This is a genomic window from Nitratireductor basaltis, from assembly GCF_000733725.1.
Classification (GTDB): domain Bacteria; phylum Pseudomonadota; class Alphaproteobacteria; order Rhizobiales; family Rhizobiaceae; genus Chelativorans; species Chelativorans basaltis.
Genome location: NZ_JMQM01000002.1, coordinates 193,254 through 212,424 on the forward strand (window position 1 = coordinate 193,254; position 19,171 = coordinate 212,424).

A 19,171-nucleotide genomic window follows, 5' to 3' on the forward strand; every position below is an offset into this window, starting at 1 on the left:
CGGAGGCTTGCCCATGAGCCGTGCGGCAGCGGCAATTGAAGAGTTGATGAAGCTTCATCCGAAGGGTTTCGACCTTTCACTGGAGCGCATCAGCCGCCTTCTGGAGCGATTGGGCAATCCGCAGGACCGTATGCCGCCGGTAATCCATATTGCCGGCACCAATGGTAAGGGCTCTGCCTCCGCCTTCGCGCGGGCGCTTCTTGAAGCTGGCGGCAAAACCGTACATGTCCACACATCTCCCCACCTCGTGAACTGGCACGAACGCTACAGGCTGGGCGATGAAGGTGGCGGCAAGCTCGTTCACGACGACATACTTGCAGATGCCGTGGAGCGTGTGGCGCAGGCCAATGCCGGTGAAAGCATCACCGTTTTCGAGATCCTGACGGCAGCCATGTTCGTGCTCTTTTCCGAGCATCCAGCCGATGCTGCCATCGTCGAGGTCGGGCTTGGCGGTCGCTTCGATGCCACCAATGTCATCGCAGAACCGGCGGTCAGCCTCATAATGCCGGTATCACTCGATCATGAAGCCTATTTGGGCGACCGCGTGGAGTTGATCGCGGCAGAGAAGGCCGGTATTATCAAGACGGGTCATCCCGTGATCATCGGCCAACAGGAGTGGGATGCGGCTCGCGACGTGCTCGTTGCGACCGCCGAACGACTTCGCTCACCGATGCGCGTCTATGCGCAGGATTTCCTTGCGATCGAGGAAAACGGGCGGATGGTCTATCAGGACGAGGAAGGGCTGTTCGACCTGCCCTTGCCGCGCCTGCCGGGACGGCATCAGCTCGCCAATGCCGCCGCTGCCATTGCGGCAGTGAAGGCCGCTGGTTTCAACGTTACTGCGGAGCAGGCGGAAAAGGCCATGGACAGTGTCAGCTGGCCTGGGCGTCTGCAGCGTCTGAACAGCGGCAAGCTTGTCGATATTGCACCGGCAGATGCAGAGATCTGGATTGATGGCGGGCACAATCCGGGTGCCGGATCGGTTATTGCCGAAGCGCTGGCTGGCGAAGAGGAACGACGCTCCATGCCGCTCTTCCTTATCGCCGGAATGCTGAACACCAAGGATCAGAGCGGCTATTTCCAGTCATTCGCCAGTATCGCACGCCATGTATACACGGTACCTGTGAACAACAGCGATGCAGGCGTTCCTGCAAGCGAGTTGGCGGTGCGTGCATCGGAAGCCGGACTTTCTGCCGAACCCGTCGCATCAGTGGAAAATGCGCTCAAATTGCTGCGTGATGCCGGAGAAACGGAGGGGCCTCCTCGCGTCCTCATCTGCGGATCGCTCTATCTGATGGGCGAGGTTCTGGCGGCGAACGGAACACCGCCCGAATGAAAAAAGCCCGGCGCCAAGGCCGGGCTTTTCCGAAAATGTCGAGGGGCTTTCTACACCGCGCCGCTGACCCATGCGGAAAGGGCGGTCTTGGGAGCAGCCCCCACCTTCATGTCGGCCACTTCGCCATTCTTGAACATCAAAAGCGTGGGAATGGAGCGCACGCCGTACTGGGCGGCAAGCTCGGGGTTCTCGTCGATGTTCAGCTTGGCGATCTTCACCTTGCCGTCGAGTTCGTTGGAGATCTCTTCCAGCGCGGGGGAGATCATCTTGCAAGGACCGCACCACTCGGCCCAGAAATCCACCACTACTGGCTCATTTGCCTGCAGCACGTCGGACTGGAAGTTGTTCTTGTCAACGGTGACGGTGGCCATGAGCCTCTCCTTGTCGTCATCAATTAAGCTGGAAGCGGATGTGGGGCATCAGCCCCGACTGTTCAAGTCCAGTTTTTTCACGCTCACGTGAGTCCCGCAAGGGCTTCTTCCATCGCTTCGGGGCCGACTTCGATCAGTCTGGGTGCTTCAGTGAAGAGAAGCGCTGCACAGATGCCGTGTTCCGGATAGAGCGGCTTCAGAAGGCGTGCATAGAGGGCCATCTGTGCAACATAGGCCTTTGGCACCTCTGCGATCGTTCGCGGGGGAGGGCGGTTGGTCTTGTAGTCCACGATAAGGACCTTCTTATCCTGAACCACCAGTCTGTCTATCTTGCCGGCGACCGCACGCTGTCTCCCGGCAAGTCTGATCTCTCCCATGAGCGAGACTTCCGCGCGAGAGGCAGGCGAGAAAAGAGGTCTGAACGTCTCGTCTTCCAGAATTGCAAGAACCGATTGCACCGCTGCCTTGCGCTCGGCTTCGCCCCAGGATGCCCCGGCGCGAGCGATGTGGCGCTCAGCTGCAGCCGTGCGCGCCTCATCCGGCAGGTCCGGCAGAAGCTGCAACAACCGATGCATGGCGGTGCCACGTTCCATGGCCCTGTTCGGCCCCTTTTCCGGGCCCAGAACAGGAGATGCCGGTGGCGGGGCGGAATCGGCATCCGGTTCGATCAAAGCGTATGCGCCGGAGGGGCTGAGGGGTCTTGGCAGTTCGGCTGGGCGCTCCAAAGTTTCATTGAAGTGTGCAGGAAGCTCATACGAGCCTTCATGCTCCACGATATCCTGCTTCAGCTCGAATGGTCCGGTGGGTGTCACGCGGTAACGCATCACCGGGGCGCAATCGGCAGGATCCGCCAGTTCTTCAACATGTCCGGATGCTGCGAAGGCATCGCGTACCATGTCGTGCCAGGTTGGATCGGAAGATGCTTGCTTCCCACGATAACCGCAGACAATGAGGCGGTCCTCCGCGCGGGTCATGCCGACATATAGAAGCCGGCGGTATTCCTCCTGGGCCTTGCTCGCGAATTCGGTGTCGATTTCCCGCGAAAGGCTGTTTGAAAGGCTTGTATCCCCACGCCACAGATAGGCTGGCAACGGTTCCTCGTATCGCTTCTGCTTGAGCAGAAAAGGTATCAGTTCCGGACGGTGGCTGTGGGTGAAGGCCTTGCTCCCCGGGTCGACAAGAAACACGACCGGCGCCTCCAGACCCTTGGCGGCATGGACCGTCATGATGCGCACTTCATCGCGCGCCTGATCCATCTCACGCTTGATCTCGGGTGCAGCTCCGCCCAACACGGCGAGAAGCGCTTCCAGTCCCACGACACCGCTGCGCTCGCTCGCAAGGCAATAGGAGAGAAACTCATCGAGAATGTCGTTTGCCTCGTGACCGAGCCGCGCGACAAAGCGCTGGCGCATTCCCGGCTGTCGGTCTGTCCCGGTCAGAATTTCACTGAAAAGCTCGAAGACCTGGCTGAAGCCTGCCCTGTTCTGCCAACGGTCAAGTGTCTCCACCACATTGGCCAGCCATGGTTCCTGCTGGGCGCGGCGGTGAAGGGCCTGATAGAGCGAGGTGGATTTCCCCCGCTTCCATCCGATGCGGAAAAGATCATCGTCATCCAGGCTGAAGATCGGGCTTTTGAGAACCGCTGCAAGCGACAGGTCGTCATGCGGCTGCAGCAAGAACTTACCCAATGCCAACAGATCCTGCACAGCGATATGGGCAGTCAGACGGAGGCGGTCGGCACCGGCCACCGAAACGTTGCGCTCCTTTAGGCTGCGCGAAAGAGCGTGAACGAAACGGTCGCGCTTTCGCACAAGCACCAGAATATCGCCAGGCTTGAGGCGACGCTTCTGTCCTTCGAGGGTTTCACCATCCTTCAGCCACTGGCAGATGCGGTCGGCCATGAGTTCGGCCAGTCGCGCGGCGGGCGCTGACGTGTGGTCGACGGCTTGGGTCCAGTCGTCCGGCTCCTCGACTGTTTCAGGCGTCAGAGACTGCCAAAGTTCGACATAGCCGGGTGCGTTGTCCCGCACGGCCTTGTGCTCAAGCGGCTCGGGGTCACGGGTCAGGCCACGGCGGGCCTCTTCCCGCGCGAAGACCGTGTCCACCGCGCTCAATACGTCATAGGTGGAGCGAAACGAATGTGTCAGCCGCACGCGCTCGAATTGCGCACCGGCCTCGCCCACCTGCCGCTCGAACTCCATTCCGCTCTCGGCAAAAGCGGCCGGCTCTGCGCCCTGAAACGAGTAGATCGACTGCTTCTCATCACCGACCGCGAAGATCGTGCGCTCGATGTCCTCGCGTGCGCCTTCGCCTGCGAAAAATTCCGATGTGAGCATGCGCACGATCTGCCATTGCTCGGGGCTCGTATCCTGCGCTTCATCAATCAGGACGTGATCAATGCCGCGGTCGAGCTTGAACTGAACCCAGGGCCCCACATCCTGCCGCGCAAGCAGGTTGACGGTGCGCATGATGAGGTCGTTGAAGTCGAGAAAACCCCTTGCCTGCTTGAGCCGCTCGTAACGCGCGATCAGGGCGTCGGCGATGGTCAGTGCAGAACGCGTCGCCTGAAGCATCTCGAACTGGTTTAGCCGGTCAATGTCCTGCTGGATCTGTTCCGCCGCTGCACAGTAGCGCTCGTAGATGCCCGGCAGAGCTGTGCGCATTGCCTTCTTGAAAGTCTTATCAGCATAAATCTCACCCTTTCCGGTCAACATCGCCCTGGCAAAAAGCTTTAGGCGCCGCGCAGGATCTTTTTCAGCATAGGCCGCAATAGCCGTTTCACCGATCTGCTTCAGGAATTGCTTCGCATCCGTCTCTTCGGCATGTGCCATGATTTCCCGGAAATCAGAATCGGCGAAACCGGGATAGGGCCAGTTGCCTGCCGCGATGGTCTCTGCGGTCTCTTCCGCGGAAAAACCGTGCGCCTCGAAGAGTTCGGCATAGGGTTCAGGCGGCTGGCCAACCCTGTCTATGAAACGACGCAGCTTTTCGCGCTTGCTGACCACTTCCGCCAGAAGCTTGTCCAAGCCGGTCTCACCTGCCCTGTCGATGACTTCGGCGAATGCTTCCGCAAGGCGGCCATCTGCTCCCGAGGCGATGTTGCCAAGCAGGTCACGCCGCGCCTCTGCAACAAGCGCTTCCTCCATCTGCCCGTCGAGAAGCTCGAAATGGCCTGCGATATTCGCTTCCAGCGGGAACTGGTGGAGTATGGCTTCGCAGAATGCGTGAATGGTCTGGATCTTCAACCCGCCCGGGGTTTCCAGTGCTCGGGCAAAAAGCCTGCGTGCCTGAGCAATCGTGGCAGGCCCCGGCTTGCGGCGCTCTGTCGCTTCGATGTTCCTTGCCAGCTCCGCTTCGTCCATCAGGCTCCAGCGCGCCAGTGTGCCGAAGACGCGGTTTGCCATGTTGGCAGCCGCCGCGCGGGTATAGGTCAGGCAGAGGATGCGCGAGGGGTCGGTGCCCTGAAGCAGAAGCCGGATCACGCGCTGGGAGAGGACATGGGTCTTGCCCGAACCGGCGTGAGCGGCAACCCAGGCGGAACGCGCCGGGTCCGACGCCATGGACTGCAGGCGCAGTGTTTCGGCTGGAATCTCAAGCTTGCCGCTCATTCGCCACCCTCGCCATTGGCACCATCGTCTCCGGCCGACCATTCGAGAACTCGCGCAAGATGGTCGTAGTAGCCTTCGGTGTCGCTTTCCTTGAAAGGTAGTGCTCTGGAGAGATAGCCGACATCCGGATTGTCGTAGTGAGCGAGCATTCGCTGGAGCCGCTGCCAGGACTCCTCGGCGAGATCGGCGGCCGATTTGTCTGCGCCCTTCACCGAAAGGACCGAGTCACCCTGCACCTCACCCTTGGCCTTCAGGCGCACATAAAGCAAATCCTGTGTTTCGGGCGAGCCAAGTTCTGCAAACGCGCCGCGTTCCAGAAGAGCCGCTTCGAGTGGAAGCTGCGGGGCCAATAGCCGGTAAGCCTGAGTGACGCTGGGATATGAGCCGGTCTTGTAGTCGATGATCTCCGCGCCTCCATCGGTGCGGATGTCGATGCGGTCAGCCCTGCCTGAGAGCGTTTTTTCTCCCTGAACCACGACCTTGCCCGCCACGACCTCCACATGGCGTGCCGCGACAAGTCCTGCGCGCTCGCTCTCCCAGCGGATGAATTCTGCTGCCGTGCGCTCGAAGCGGGGCCACCATACCGCTTCCACATCGGCGGGAAGTGCCACCTCCGCAAACAGGTCACGACCGGCCTGCAGAAGCTCCCCGAGCGCTTCAGGCCCTGCCGGATCTCTGCTTGTGGCGATGAAATGCTCCAGAATATCGTGGAAGAGATTGCCGCGCTCCGCAGCACCGGGATCGCGTATTAGCGGGTCCAGAGGATGTAGCCCGAGGATACGGCGGGCATAGATTGCATAGGGATCGCGCCTGAGCGTCTCGACTTCCGTGACAGAGAAATGCGTCGGTCGCGCTTCGATCGGCGGCTTGGGTTCGGGACGTCTGACAAATGGTTCGCGTCCCGCCGCCTCCAGCTGTCGGGTCCACGCGATAAAGCGCGCGCCCCTGTGGCGCAATTGCTGCGATGCTTCTTCACCGATACAGGCCGTCAGCCGCTGGAGCCAACGCGATGCAACTGCCGGGGCTTCGCCTGCGCGCGATGCCCGCGAGAGAATGACTTCGGGCGCACCCATCGCCATCATGAAATCATGGGCGGAGAGACCGATGCGGCGCTCGGGCGGTTCAAGCTCAAGATCCGATTTCATGACCCGGGACAGAAAACGGTCTGACGCCGGTACCTGCGGCCATGAACCTTCGTTCAAGCCACCAAGAACCATGACGTCGACATGCTGCAGACGTGCCTCGAGCGTCCCCCATATGGCCACGCGCTGATCTGCCCCCGGTGAAGGCTTCACCGCCTGCCCGGCACTCAAAGCCGCGTAGATGTCCGGCCATTCGCTTGCTTCCAGCTCAAGTGGAGCTTCCGTGGAGACCAGCTGTGACAGGAAAGCAGCCAATGCGTCGCCGGCATCGCCGCCATAAACGGCATCGAGCTTGCCATCCGGCGAACAGCCCATCGCCTCCAGAGCCTGAACACTGATGCGTGCGATCTGCGCCAGAGGCAGTGTGCTTCCGCGCAGCGCGGCGAGAGGAGCAACGGCTTTGACAAGCCGTTTGAGTACATTGCGCGCCGCTTCCGCATCCGCTTCACTGAAACGCTCCATCCAGAACGGCTTCCTGGAAGCAGCCGCCCACATCTCCAGTCGTTCTTCGAACAACTGATCAAGGCTTGCCAGGTCGGGTCGGCCGGTGCCGCCTCTCAGCGATACCAGTTCCACCCATTCCACTGCGTGACGTGTCTGACTGCGCGGAAGAGACAAGTTGAGCAGCGGGTGTTTCAAGAGACTGATGATGGGGACCGGATCGCCCGGGCGCATAGACGCTTCCAGAAGGAGACGCAAAAGCGTCGCCGGTGGCGTTTCGGACAATGGCGTGCCGGCTGAATCGTCGGCTTCAATACCAAAGCGACGCAATTCTGCTGCCACGCGACGCGCAAGTGTGCGGTCAGGCGTCACAAGTGCAGCTGTGCGCCCTTCCGTGGCGATGGCATCTCGCAGGGCAACGGCAATGGCGAATGCTTCTTCACGCTGGCTGGCCGCTTCGATCAGGCTGACGCCATCAAGTGCTCCATCCGCGAGCGTCTTCGCGATGAAGGGGCGCATTTCCGACCAGCGATCTGTGGTCTCCGCCGGACGCATCGCCTCTGCCATGAGCCTTCGTCGTGCTTCAAGCGCGGGTGTCGGTTCGGCCAGAACGGCGATATCCTGCCGCTGCATCCTGATCGAATTCACGAGCTTTTTCAGGCCGAATTGGGGGTGACCACATGATGCCGGTGATGTCGCCGCGTCCAGAGACGCCCAGGAAGTGTCATCAAGTGCGGTGTCGAATCCCGGCAGGACCACAGCACCTTGCGGCAGCCGGGCAATGGTGGCGAGGAGGCGGGCGGTTGCTGGTATGGAACCTGTTGACCCTGCTGCAATCACCGGTCCCCGATGCAGGCCGTTGGCCAGCCGGCGGGCTTCCGCATCCAGCATGGCGTTGCGATGGGCGGCCGGGTTCGAGCGATCATAGGCTGCCAGCACATTTGGCCAATGGCTGGTGACGATGGAGAGAAAATCGAGCGTGACCTGCCACCAGCCGGCAAGTTCACGAGGGACAAGATCGGACAGGCGCGACCAGTCCGCCTGCTCGGTTTCGATCTCGTCCATGAGATTGGCGAGATCGCGGGCGAGCCACAGGCCATCGGCGAGGGTGGCTGGAACCACCACACCTTCTGCAAATCGCTCGGCAACATGGGCCGGAACCCGGGCCTTCCATGCCTGCACGAGCGGTCCGAGCAGAAGAATGCGGTCGAGATTGGAAATGGGCGGCGCAAGGTCGAGCGCGGCCTGTGCACCGGTCGGGTCGAAATCCGCCAGATCACTCTCGAACTCACCCAGTGCCCTGATCACGGGCAGGATCGCGGACTGGCCGCCCAGCCGATCAAGAAATGCACTGCGCAAAGCACGCACGGCGCGCCGCGTTGGCAGATAGATCGTTACATCGGAAAGCGCGAGCGGCGAGCCATCGTGGCGAAAGCCGTCGACAAGCCTGCCCGACAAAAGCGCATCCACGAGCGTGGGCAGGAAGGACACGCCAGGCGGAATGGTGCGAACATTGGGGTTTTCGCGCAGCATCAGCTGCCCCGTAACTGCCTGATGGCCTGCTCTGCCGGCGCGATGGCGTCTGGTGTGCCAACGGTGATCCAGTGGCCTTGAAGCGGCAGACCATAAAGCCTGCCGGCTTCGATGGCACGATCGAAATAGATGTTCAGGGAATGCGGTTTGGCTGAAGCATCAGAAAAGACAGCCGGGTTAACGATGCCGGAGCCCGCATAAATATAGCCCTCGGCACTTCCTTGAGCACGGCGGATGGCTCCCGCAGCCTCGCCAGCGGTTTCGTTCATGAGAAAGTCGATTTTGCCGCTGTGGCCGGTCGCATTTTCAGGTGCGACCAGGAGAAGAAGCATGTCCATATGCGCTGGATCCCAGGCTTCAGCCAAGCGCCGGAGGTTGAGACCGTTGTCATCAAGCCAGAATGTATCTGCGTTCAGTATGAAACACGGATCGCTGCCCAGTTCAGGAAGCGCCTTGACCAGACCGCCAGCGGAATCCAGCAAAATTTCGCGCTCATCGGAGATCGTGACGGACGGCTTTCGGCGCTGCGCAAGATGCGCTTCCATCTGCTCGGCCAGGTGATGAACATTTACCACCGTGTGGGAGACGCCCGCGGCCTGCAGCGTGTCCAGCCCCCAGTCAATGAGCGGCTTGCCACCGACCTTGATGAGCGGCTTCGGTGTCGTCTCGGTCAGCGGGCGCATGCGCATTCCGAGGCCTGCAGACAGCACCATCGCCTTTTGCGGCACATCAGTCATGAACATCCTCATCCAGCAGGCGGTGCCTTGCATAAAATTCAGCGAGTTCGGCAAGTGCGGGATGCCGGATCGCTTCGCGCAGATATGCCCGGATGCGCGGCAGATGCGCAAGATAGCCTGACTTGCCGTCACGCTTGCACAACCTGACGAATGTGCCCAGAAGCTTCGTGTTGCGCTGGGCTGCGGTCAGCGCGAAGGCTTCTTCCAGAGCGTCCCGATCGAAAGCCGCATCCGTTCTTGCATCACAATAGGCCTGCAATATTCGCTGGCGCAGCGGGTTGGAAATGTCGATGCGCGCGTCGAAGGCCAGAGAGGAGAGATCATAGGCGGCAGGGCCGCGCAGTGCATCCTGCACATCGATGAGTCCGAGACGATCGTCGCCCTCGCATTCCTGCCGCCAAATAATGTTGGGTGAATGATAGTCGCGCAGAACGAGGCTTTGTTCGGCCTGTTCCAGACGCGAGAACAGCTTTTCCCACAAGTCAAGAAACTGCTGCCGCTCCTGATCTGATGGATTTCGCCCGAACCGGTAAGGCAGGTACCAATCCAGGCACAGTTCGATCTCGATTCCCATCGCCTGACGGTCATACGGCTGTAGCTGGTGCTCCTGCCCTTCCGCCACGGGGAAGCGCGCCGGCCAGTCACGCTGGTGCAGGCGGGCAAGCAGTGCACCGGCAGCCTCGTAGCGTTCTGGAACGGGCAATCCGTTTTCGAGGAAGGCCCCGCTCCCGAGATGCTCGATAAGCAGGAGACCATCTTCCAGCGCCTGCGCATAAATCTTCGGTGCAGCGAAACCTTGTGCGCGCAACCCGTTGGCGATCCCGATGAAGGCACTCACCGACTGAGCCAGCCGCGCTATGTGGCTGTAAGGCCGACCGTCGCGCACCACAGGCTCGTCGCCACGTGCAGGAGCATCCATGAGGATGGCTGCCTTCCGCCCCTCCATATGCACCGTTTCATAGGCACGGATGGACGCGTCCCCCAGAAGAAAACGGCGACTTGCATCCTTGCAGCCTGCATCGACAAGAAAGCGCCGCACGGCGAAACTGTGTTCCAGGCGCCGGGCAGCCTCCTCGCCTGCTGAAACAGCCGCATCGCGTCCCTCGCCTGCCTCGGAAAGCCTGATCGTGATCGTGGCCTCCAGCGCTCCTTCAGCGCGCTCGGGCCATTCCACCAGAAGCGCACCTTCCGCGGCGACTTCTTCCACGCCGAGTTCGGCCAGTTCGCCGGGCTCGGAAAGCCGGTACAGGTCGAGATGATGAACGGGCAGGCGCAGCGGATATTCCTGCATCAGCGTATAAGTCGGGCTTGGCACCTCGAGCGTGTCGTCACCGGCTATGGCGCGGATGATGGCGCGTGCCAGCGCGCTTTTGCCCATGCCAAGATCACCATGAAGAAAAACGACATCGCCCGGACGCAGTGCTGCAGCTATGTCGTCTCCCAGACGAGCGGTGGCTTCGTCGTTTTCAAGATGACGGATAAATTCGCGGCCCCGCATCCGGCGCTATTCCGCAGCTTCGCGAACGCCCTTGGGCATCAGGGGAAAGCGGCAGGTGACCGTGGTTCCGCGCCCTTCACCCGTGTCGATCTTCACTGTCCCGCCGTGCAGTTCGACGAAGCTTTTCACGATTGAGAGGCCCAGCCCTGCGCCGCGTTTGCGCCCGCCATTGCTGCGAGGCTCGAACCGGCGGAAGATCGTTTGCAGAACCTCGGCGGACATGCCGGGGCCCTCATCGTGAACGGCAAAGGCCACCCCGTTGCCGGTGTTGCTGGCCGTCATGGTTATTCGGCTGCCTTCAGGAGCGTGATTGGCGGCATTGGAGAGTAGATTATAGAGGATCTGGCGCAGGCGATTTTCGTCGGCGTGGAAAACTGCAGGTGCATTTTCGGCGTGCAGGTCAAGCATGATGCCGTGCTCGCGCAAGCGTTCCGATATCAGTTCGGCCGCCGACTGCATGGTTTCACGAACCGGGACCTCGCCGATCTCGAGTTCCATTATGCCGGCATCGACCGTCGCAAGATCAAGGATGTCATTGACGACCGTCAGAAGCATCGATGAAGACGAACCGATATGATCGACATATTCCTTCTGCTTCTGGTTCAATGACCCGGTCGTCCCCAAGGCCAGCAACTCGGTGAAGCCAATGATGTTGGTCAGCGGCGAGCGCAGCTCGTAGGAGACGTGCTGGACGAAATCGTTCTTCAGCTTGTCTGCGCGCTCCAGCGCCTCGTTCTTTTCCTTCAGGGCACGCTCGACATTCACACTGTCCGTGACATCGACAAAGGTCATCATCACCTGCCCATTGGGTAGATGTATGATCGCGTAGGACAGGATCGTGCCGTCATGCAATTCGGTGCGTCCGTGGCTGTCACGACGCTCATCGTCGAAGCCGGTGGCGGCGGCGACGAAATTGTCCCAGGGACTGTCATCGGCCACCCCGTCACAGGCGGCTTTCAGGATGGAGATGTGGACATCGCCCTCCACCAGCCGCTCGGGTATGTTCCACAGTGTGCGGAACGCGGGGTTCGAGAGGCGCAGTCGCCCGTCAGGTCCGAAGACAGCGACACCTTCGGCAAGATTGTCGAGGGTCTCGCTCTGCACACGGACCACGGTGTTGTAGCGCGTCTCCAGATCTATCTTCTCGGTGAGGTTCTCGAAGATCCAGGTCACGCCACCCTTGGGCTGCGGATTGGCGATGACGCGGATCGTGCGCCCGTCGGGCAGATGCCACCAATGCTCTTCCGGCTCGACCGCGCGGTAGGCGCCGAGCAGTTGTTCCTTCCAGCGGCGCCACTCAGGCTGTTCCGCCAGCTTGCCCTCGGAACGGAGACGGTCGAGGACCAACGCGTTCTCGGGCGAATTGTCGAGGAAGCCCGCGTCCATGTCCCAGAGTTTCTGAAATGCCTGATTGTAGAAGCGCAGCTTCTGACCCTGGTCGAAGATCGCGACGGCGGTGGTCAGCTGATCAAGGGTGTCGGCGTGATTGCGGACCGTGCTCTCATATTCGCGCTCAAGCGTCTCGATGGCGCTTGTATCAAAGGCGATACCGGCACTGCCCTTCTCGCTCGCGACATCGGTGACGGTGAAGGCACGGCGGTCACCGCCAACCACGGTGGCCAGGCGGGCGGAGAAGGAGGGCTGTACCGCATGGACCTTGGCAATTTCATCACGCGCGGTGGCGGGCAGGAATTCGCGCTGCTGTGCCACGACCTCACCTTCCGTGGTCATGTCGACAGCACGGGCATAGGCATTGTTGACCCATTTCAGGGCACCCGTCTCATCACGCAGCCACATGGGCGTGTCGAGATGATCGGCCAGGTCCAGAAGATTCCGGTGATCCTCCAGGATACGTTGGTGCTCCAGCTTGAGCCGCGCATTCTGGCGCTGTGTTTCACTGAGAGAAAGGAAGCGAACAACAGCATGGAGCGCCGATTTGCGCCCTTGCGCCTCCAGCAGAAGACCTTCGCGGGTTTCGAGAACGAGTTCGAAGGGCTCTCCGCGTTCGCGCAGTTCCCTGACGGCCCTGTCGAGACTTGCCGCTGACTTGGCTGTCAGCCATCTGCCGAACGCCAGGAAGGTGCTGCGTTCAAGAGGCGCACCGCTTTCCGCCGACAGTTCTCCGACCACTGAAGGTCGTGCGCCCTCTCCCGGCCAAAGGACGATGCGCTGATCCTTCAGATTGAGCAGCGTTTCGGAGCGAGCCAATGCATTGGTCAGTTCGGCCACACGGGATTGAAGCGCGACATTTTCGGCGGCAGTGCGCTGGCGCAGGCGGATGAGCGCGATCGCGGACAGCAATGCTGCCCCCAGCACGCCTGTGACGATGGAGAAGTGTATGACTTCGACAGCACCGACAGAGATTTTTCCCAGACCCGGGACGACCACCGCATTCTGGGCACCTGCAACCACAGGTGTGAACATGCTGCCGCCGAGCGCCAGCGAAAGCGCCCGAGCAAAACCGCTGCCCCGTTTGCGTTTATGGCCTTGAAGCCCTGCGCCCCCGCATTGTTGCGGGTCCAGCCCCGGCATGTGGTCTACCTCTCCGCCGCACGATTTTCCGGCCACCCCTTTCACGCCCAACCGCTACTTACCGTGGCACCCCTCGAATCACCGCACTGTACCGTTATGAAGATTCCTCGTGAAGAAGGGCGCGCGACAAAAATCGCACGCCCTTGCAGCAGCGTCATCCGACACTCAAGATATAGGGGTCAGCCTGCGCAGGCTCAGTATCTGTAGTGATCCGGCTTGAATGGTCCTTCGGTGCTCACGCCGATATAGGCGGCCTGCTCAGCGGAAAGCGTGCTCAGTTTCGCGCCGAGCTTGTCGAGATGGAGACGGGCCACCTTCTCGTCGAGATGTTTGGGCAGGACATAGACCTTGTTTTCGTAGTTCTGCGGACGGGTCCAGAGTTCGATCTGCGCGAGAACCTGGTTCGTGAAGGAAGCTGACATAACGAAGCTTGGATGACCGGTCGCATTGCCCAGATTGAGCAAACGGCCTTCCGAAAGAAGCAGGATACGCTTGCCATCGGGGAAGGTGATCATGTCGACCTGGGGCTTCACATTCGTCCATTGCAGGTTCCGCAAGGCAGAGACCTGAATCTCGTTGTCGAAGTGACCGATATTGCCGACGATCGCCATGTCCTTGAACTTGCGCATATGGTCGAGCGTGATGACGTCCTTGTTGCCTGTCGTCGTCACAACGATATCCGCATCCGGACCGGCGTCATCAAGCGTCACGACCTCGAAGCCATCCATGGCGGCCTGAAGGGCACAGATCGGGTCAACTTCGGTCACCTTCACGCGCGCACCGGCACCGACCAGCGACTGCGCGCAGCCCTTGCCGACATCGCCATAGCCACACACGATGGCCACCTTGCCGGCCATCATGACATCCGTGGCGCGACGAATGCCATCGACCAGCGATTCCTTGCAGCCATATTTGTTGTCGAATTTCGACTTGGTGACCGAGTCATTCACATTGATTGCAGGGAAGGGAAGCAGCCCCTTGTTCTGCAGCTGATAGAGGCGGTTCACACCGGTGGTCGTCTCCTCCGTGACGCCACGGATGGCGTCTCGCTGACGCTTGAAGAAGCCCGGCGTTTCGGCCATGCGCTTCTTGATCTGCGCGAAGAGGATCTCCTCTTCCTCATTGCCAGGATTTGACAATACGTCCTCGCCTTCCTCGGCGCGCGCGCCAAGAAGGATATACATGGTGGCGTCGCCGCCATCGTCGAGGATCATGTTGGTGGGTTCGCCGTCCTCCCACTGGAAGATCTGGTCAGTGTAGGTCCAGTATTCCTCGAGCGTCTCACCCTTGACCGCGAAGACCGGGATGCCGGTTTCAGCGATCGCGGCTGCGGCATGGTCCTGCGTGGAGAAGATGTTGCAGGACGCCCAGCGCAGTTCCGCGCCCAGCTCGCGCAGTGTCTCGATAAGAACCGCGGTCTGAATGGTCATGTGGAGTGAACCGGAAATGCGCGCGCCTTTCAGCGGCTTCTCTTCGCCGAACTCCGCGCGGCAAGCCATGAGGCCCGGCATTTCGGTTTCAGCGATTTCGATTTCCTTGCGGCCCCATGGGGCGAGCGAGATATCTGCGATGATAGAAGATCCGTGGGCCATTCAGCGCTCCAGTTCAGCAATTGCAGCAGCAAAGCCGCCATAAAGGTGAGCGCTGATTAGCAGAAAGCCATTCAGTCGACAACGGACATAAAGAAATCTTTATTCGTGCATGTCCACGGAAGGGGCGCAGAGGCAGTGCCTAGACCTCTTCGCCGAAACGCTCGGCTATAAGGACGCCCAGTGCATCCAGGACAGCTTCCGCTTCCGGCCCCTCAGCCTTCACATTGATGCTGCATCCGGGGCTCGCCGCAAGCATCATCAGCCCCATGATCGAAGTTCCGCCGACGGTGATGCCGTCCTTTTCGACCGAGACCTTCGCGTCATGTGCCTCCACCAGCTGCACGAATTTAGCCGAAGCGCGCGCGTGAAGGCCGCGCTGATTCACGATGGAAAAATTGCGCTCCTGGACTGCCGTTGCCGCGGTGTTCGGGTTGGCGCTCATTTTCCGTTCAGGACCTGGCTTGCAACATTGATGTATTTCCGGCCCGCAGACTGTGCCTCCTCGAGCGACTGCTTCATGTCATTGCCCGCACGTACGCTTGCGAGCTTGATGAGCATGGGCAGGTTCATGCCGGCAACCACCTCGACCCGCCCGGGCGCCATGACGGAGATCGCAAGGTTGGAAGGCGTACCACCGAACATGTCGGTCAGGATGATCACGCCGGAACCGGTATCGGCACGTGCAACAGCGTCGACAATGTCACGCCTGCGCTGCTCCATGTCGTCTTCGGCACCGATGGAAACGGTTTCCAGATTCTCCTGTCGTCCGACAACATGTTCTACGGCGTGGCGGAATTCCTCTGCCAGCTTTCCGTGGGTCACGAGAACGAGGCCTATCATATGCCGGTCACCTTCATCGCGTAACAAGCGCCAATCAAAGGTGATGATAGCGCATTCCCAGCACGGGAAATGATGCACAAGGCTGCCACGTTTATCTGCTCCACGAGTTCGCGTCCCGCAACAAATGCAAGACTGCATCATCCTGCCTCACGACAAGAGCGCTATCATGTCAACGCACAAGTCGTTGACAAGCCCCTAACTGCTGCAATTTGTCCGAGTTCAGCGCTGGCCTGAAGACCGATCGGACCAGACCGTTCGGCCCAGATGCGCCAAAATGGCTAAAGCGCTACCGGCGGCGTCTTTTCGCGGGAGCAGGAATTTGGACATTGTGACGCCACCGATCCGGCAGAGGACATCATGATCCGGCATGCGTGGAGCCTGCTCGTCCGCAACGAGTTCGATCACCAGGTCCATCACGGCTGCTTCGAGGTGTGGAGCCCTGGCAATGCCAAAGCCGCGGATCTCCATGAGGCCGGCGATCTCGCCGGGTGCATGGACCAGGAGCCGGTTTCCGGCGTTCTGAAGGAAAACCTGATCGTCGGACACCAGAAGGCAGGGAATATGCAGTCGCTGACACTGGATCCTCAGCGCATGGGCCAGGCGAGATTTTCCTGATCCTGGTTCACCGGTGATCAAAACACCCTTTTCGCCGATAACCAGCGCTGTGGCGTGAAGGTTCGGAAAAGCTTCAGTGCTCATTTTCAGCAGGCAACGACACGATGAAGCGCGCGCCGGCATATTCGCCGGCTTCGCTTCCCGGAATGTTCTCGGCAGTCAGGGTCCCGCCATGGGCTTCGACGATCTGACGGCTGATTGAGAGGCCGAGCCCGGAATTTTGCCCGAAAGCCTCGCCTGCAGGCCTGTCAGTGTAGAAACGCTCGAAAATTCGCTCGATATTCTCGACGCGGATACCCGGTCCGTTATCTTCCACTTTCAGGATGATCCGGCTCGATGAGCGGGAAAGATGGAGCTCGATCCGTCCGCCTTCATCTGGAACGAAGGAGCGTGCATTCTCGATCAGATTGGTGATCACCTGCCCAAGCCGCAGGTCATGGCCGGAGACATAGCACTTCTTGTTTCGCAGCTTCGGATCTGCCGAGAAGGTGATATCGACCTTCTTCTTCTTGCTGCCGCTCAGATCGCGTGAGGTACGTACAAGATCGTCCACGAATTGCTTGAAATCGAAGCGTTCCGCATCTTCGCGAACCAGCTCGGCATCGAGACGGGAGGCATCTGATATATCGCTGATCAACCGATCCAGCCTTCGCACGTCATGCATGATGATCTCGAGAAGGCGCTGGCGGGAGGCTTCGTTGCGGGCGAGGGGAAGTGTTTCTACGGCGCTGCCCAACGAGGTGAGCGGGTTCTTCAACTCGTGTGCCACATCGGCCGCGAAGCTTTCGATGGCATCAATGCGGGCATAGAGGGCCTTGGTCATGTCTCCCAGGGCGATGGACAAATTTCCGATCTCATCCTGGCGGTGGGAGAAGTCCGGTATCTCCTCACGGGTACGCACGCCACGGCGCACGCGGATTGCCGCTGCCGAAAGACGACGCAGCGGATTTGCAATCGTGGAGGCCAGCAGAAGCGAAAGTATGGCGGTAACGACTGCTGCCACACCAAACACACCAAGGATCGCACGCCGTTCCTCGGCGACAATTTCATCATAGTCGCCCTGACGTGAAAGCTGGACGGCTCCGAACACGGCCCTGAACCGCTGAATGGGAACTGCCACCGAAATAATGGTTTCCCCGTTTTCCGCCTGCCATTCCTGATAGGCCGGCGTGCCGGTTGTCAGAGCCGTGATGACCTCCGGATAGGCGGTGCCGCTGCCACCTGGCACTTCCTTGTAGATCGGGAAATTGTTGAACCGAAAAAGACGCGAAAGCCACTGGCGTGCCTGGCGAAGAAAGTCCAGCGGCTCGTCTTCGACGGAAGGCAGGTCGTAGCGGAAGACCTGGCCACTGGAGGAATTCACCTTCGAATCGCTCAGCAGGTTTCCATCAGGATCATAGATGCGTGCGCGGGTGCGCGGCGATGGGATCAGGCGTTGAAGCAGCGGCGCAGCCTGTTCCGGATTGATCGTGAAATCAAGGCTGGAAAGGTCATTGCTGCCCGGCCTCATGCTTTCGCCGGCCTGAAGCTCGAGCAGCTTCTCCGGATTGATCATGACCGTATCCGGCTCGACAGTTGCCGCGCTGGCGATAGCACTTGCGACAATCGCACCCTGGGTGCGCAAGCTTTCAATCTGCGCCTCGATCAGACCGGTTCGGTACTGGTTGATATATAGAACACCGACAACCAGCACGCCGATCGCCGCGAAATTGAGCGTGAGGATACGGCGCGTCAGGCTGGAAAAGAGGTAGTGCCCCAGCATACGCCGCAGCGGAACCGCGACCCAGCTCGACAGCCAGGAAGACTGGCGTCGCGTACCGGCTTCGCCTGCCCGCTTGTCGCGGGAGCGCGTCTCACCCTGTCGCTCCATAACTGTCATTAGCCGCTAATCAAGCCTCGCGGAAGCGGTAGCCAACACCGTAGAGGGTTTCGATCATGTCGAAATCGCCATCAACGGCCTTGAATTTCTTGCGCAGGCGCTTGATGTGACTGTCGATGGTGCGGTCATCCACATAGACCTGCTCGTCATAGGCCGAATCCATCAGCGCATCGCGGCTCTTGACGACGCCGGGGCGCTGAGCGAGCGAATGCAGGATGAGGAACTCGGTCACGGTCAGCGTAACGGGCTCGCCTTTCCATGTGCAGGTGTGCCGTTCCTGATCCATGACGAGATGTCCGCGCTCCAGTGAACGGCTCTGCTTCTCAGCCTGCTTGGATGCGACCTCGCGGGTGGCGCCGCGGCGCAGAACAGCACGGACGCGCTCCGCAAGAAGGCGTTGCGAGAAGGGTTTGCGCACGAAATCATCGGCACCCATCTTCAGGCCGAACAGTTCGTCGATCTCGTCATCCTTGGATGTCAGGAAGATAACTGGAATATCGCTTTTCTGACGGAGGCGACGCAGAAGCTCCATGCCGTCCATGCGCGGCATCTTGATGTCAAGGATGGCCAGGTTCGGCGGACGCGTGGTCAGCCCCTCAAGTGCCGATGCGCCATCGGTGTATGTCTCGACGCGATAACCTTCCGACTCCAGCGCGATGGAGACTGAGGTCAGGATGTTGCGATCGTCGTCAACAAGCGCAATCGTTGCCATATCATTTGGCTCCCTCATGAGCATATGTCCCTTGCGTGCTTCGGTGCACCGCAGATGCAGGACAAATTGGGTACAAAATGTGGCACATTCTCCCGACCAAGTCACTCATATGCTCGAGGTCGGGCATGCGGCAGCTCAAACCCACAGATGGTGTAGCCTCTTAACTATAACAGGCCTGACTTTCCGATCTAAACGATTTAGATGTTTTTGAATTTTTTTAAATCGATTAAACATTTGATATCACTATGCTTTTCTGTTTCTGACCAAAGGGCAGAGCGACGCAATTTCTGCAATCTCCCGTGCAGCGACCCGGTAACCCCTTGATTGGAAAGACT

The 19,171-nt window shown here is 60.0% G+C and carries 13 protein-coding genes; 1 reads left to right on the forward strand and 12 read right to left on the reverse strand.

From position 1 onward, the window contains the following. Positions 1-13 precede the first annotated feature (13 nt). Positions 14-1,336 carry a bifunctional folylpolyglutamate synthase/dihydrofolate synthase gene (locus tag EL18_RS13305; RefSeq protein ID WP_036485247.1) on the forward strand — a complete coding sequence of 441 codons (1,323 nt, stop codon included), beginning with the start codon at positions 14-16 and terminating at the stop codon, positions 1,334-1,336. Positions 1,337-1,386: 50 nt separating this feature from the next. On the opposite strand, the gene trxA is transcribed toward EL18_RS13305, so the two are convergent. From trxA to EL18_RS13365, 12 genes are all read right to left on the reverse strand, one after another. Next, positions 1,387-1,707 (reverse strand): thioredoxin, encoded by a 321-nt coding sequence (trxA, locus tag EL18_RS13310; RefSeq protein ID WP_036485250.1) that lies wholly within the window; start codon positions 1,705-1,707, stop codon positions 1,387-1,389. An 83-nt stretch (positions 1,708-1,790) separates the two neighbouring features. Beyond that, on the reverse strand, positions 1,791-5,315 hold the full coding sequence (addA, locus tag EL18_RS13315) for a double-strand break repair helicase AddA (protein WP_036485262.1): 3,525 nt from the start codon (positions 5,313-5,315) through the stop codon (positions 1,791-1,793). Continuing rightward, positions 5,312-8,431, reverse strand: a complete 3,120-nt coding sequence (addB, locus tag EL18_RS13320) for a double-strand break repair protein AddB (protein ID WP_036485268.1) — start codon at positions 8,429-8,431, stop codon at positions 5,312-5,314. The genes addA and addB overlap by 4 nt, the downstream gene beginning before the upstream one ends. Next, positions 8,431-9,168, reverse strand: a complete 738-nt coding sequence (locus EL18_RS13325; protein ID WP_036485270.1) for a nucleotidyltransferase family protein — start codon at positions 9,166-9,168, stop codon at positions 8,431-8,433. The genes addB and EL18_RS13325 overlap by 1 nt, the downstream gene beginning before the upstream one ends. Further along, complete coding sequence (gene tsaE / locus EL18_RS13330; RefSeq protein ID WP_036485273.1) at positions 9,161-10,666, reverse strand: tRNA (adenosine(37)-N6)-threonylcarbamoyltransferase complex ATPase subunit type 1 TsaE; 1,506 nt, start codon at positions 10,664-10,666, stop codon at positions 9,161-9,163. Before tsaE ends, EL18_RS13325 begins: the two co-directional genes overlap by 8 nt. A 6-nt stretch (positions 10,667-10,672) precedes the next feature. Then, positions 10,673-13,198 carry a sensor histidine kinase gene (locus EL18_RS13335; RefSeq protein ID WP_036485275.1) on the reverse strand — a complete coding sequence of 842 codons (2,526 nt, stop codon included), beginning with the start codon at positions 13,196-13,198 and terminating at the stop codon, positions 10,673-10,675. A gap of 194 nt (positions 13,199-13,392) precedes the next feature. Further along, on the reverse strand, positions 13,393-14,790 hold the full coding sequence (gene ahcY / locus EL18_RS13340) for an adenosylhomocysteinase (RefSeq protein WP_036485278.1): 1,398 nt from the start codon (positions 14,788-14,790) through the stop codon (positions 13,393-13,395). A 139-nt stretch (positions 14,791-14,929) separates the two neighbouring features. Further along, on the reverse strand, positions 14,930-15,232 hold the full coding sequence (locus EL18_RS13345; RefSeq protein WP_036485280.1) for an HPr family phosphocarrier protein: 303 nt from the start codon (positions 15,230-15,232) through the stop codon (positions 14,930-14,932). Beyond that, positions 15,229-15,630, reverse strand: coding sequence for a PTS sugar transporter subunit IIA (locus tag EL18_RS13350; RefSeq protein ID WP_036485283.1), 402 nt, complete (start codon positions 15,628-15,630; stop codon positions 15,229-15,231). Before EL18_RS13350 ends, EL18_RS13345 begins: the two co-directional genes overlap by 4 nt. A 219-nt stretch (positions 15,631-15,849) precedes the next feature. Further along, positions 15,850-16,368: an HPr kinase/phosphorylase gene (locus EL18_RS13355; protein WP_081871238.1), complete on the reverse strand. Its 519-nt coding sequence runs from the start codon at positions 16,366-16,368 to the stop codon at positions 15,850-15,852. Further along, a complete protein-coding gene (locus EL18_RS13360) occupies positions 16,319-18,124 on the reverse strand; it encodes a sensor histidine kinase (RefSeq protein WP_280113668.1) in 1,806 nt (601 codons plus the stop codon). Before EL18_RS13360 ends, EL18_RS13355 begins: the two co-directional genes overlap by 50 nt. 10 nt (positions 18,125-18,134) lie before the next feature. Then, positions 18,135-18,836, reverse strand: a complete 702-nt coding sequence (locus EL18_RS13365; RefSeq protein WP_036485287.1) for a response regulator transcription factor — start codon at positions 18,834-18,836, stop codon at positions 18,135-18,137. Between the last annotated feature and the right edge of the window lie 335 nt (positions 18,837-19,171).

Bases quoted from the DNA above. Each gene is read 5' to 3' on its own strand.
- EL18_RS13305 (WP_036485247.1), top strand. From the start codon at position 14: ATGAGCCGTGCGGCAGCGGCAATTGAAGAGTTGATGAAGCTTCATCCG.
- trxA (WP_036485250.1), bottom strand. From the start codon at position 1,707: ATGGCCACCGTCACCGTTGACAAGAACAACTTCCAGTCCGACGTGCTG.
- addA (WP_036485262.1), bottom strand. From the start codon at position 5,315: ATGAGCGGCAAGCTTGAGATTCCAGCCGAAACACTGCGCCTGCAGTCC.
- addB (WP_036485268.1), bottom strand. From the start codon at position 8,431: ATGCTGCGCGAAAACCCCAATGTTCGCACCATTCCGCCTGGCGTGTCC.
- EL18_RS13325 (WP_036485270.1), bottom strand. From the start codon at position 9,168: ATGACTGATGTGCCGCAAAAGGCGATGGTGCTGTCTGCAGGCCTCGGA.
- tsaE (WP_036485273.1), bottom strand. From the start codon at position 10,666: ATGCGGGGCCGCGAATTTATCCGTCATCTTGAAAACGACGAAGCCACC.
- EL18_RS13335 (WP_036485275.1), bottom strand. From the start codon at position 13,198: ATGCCGGGGCTGGACCCGCAACAATGCGGGGGCGCAGGGCTTCAAGGC.
- ahcY (WP_036485278.1), bottom strand. From the start codon at position 14,790: ATGGCCCACGGATCTTCTATCATCGCAGATATCTCGCTCGCCCCATGG.
- EL18_RS13345 (WP_036485280.1), bottom strand. From the start codon at position 15,232: ATGAGCGCCAACCCGAACACCGCGGCAACGGCAGTCCAGGAGCGCAAT.
- EL18_RS13350 (WP_036485283.1), bottom strand. From the start codon at position 15,630: ATGATAGGCCTCGTTCTCGTGACCCACGGAAAGCTGGCAGAGGAATTC.
- EL18_RS13355 (WP_081871238.1), bottom strand. From the start codon at position 16,368: ATGCCGGCGCGCGCTTCATCGTGTCGTTGCCTGCTGAAAATGAGCACT.
- EL18_RS13360 (WP_280113668.1), bottom strand. From the start codon at position 18,124: ATGACAGTTATGGAGCGACAGGGTGAGACGCGCTCCCGCGACAAGCGG.
- EL18_RS13365 (WP_036485287.1), bottom strand. From the start codon at position 18,836: ATGGCAACGATTGCGCTTGTTGACGACGATCGCAACATCCTGACCTCA.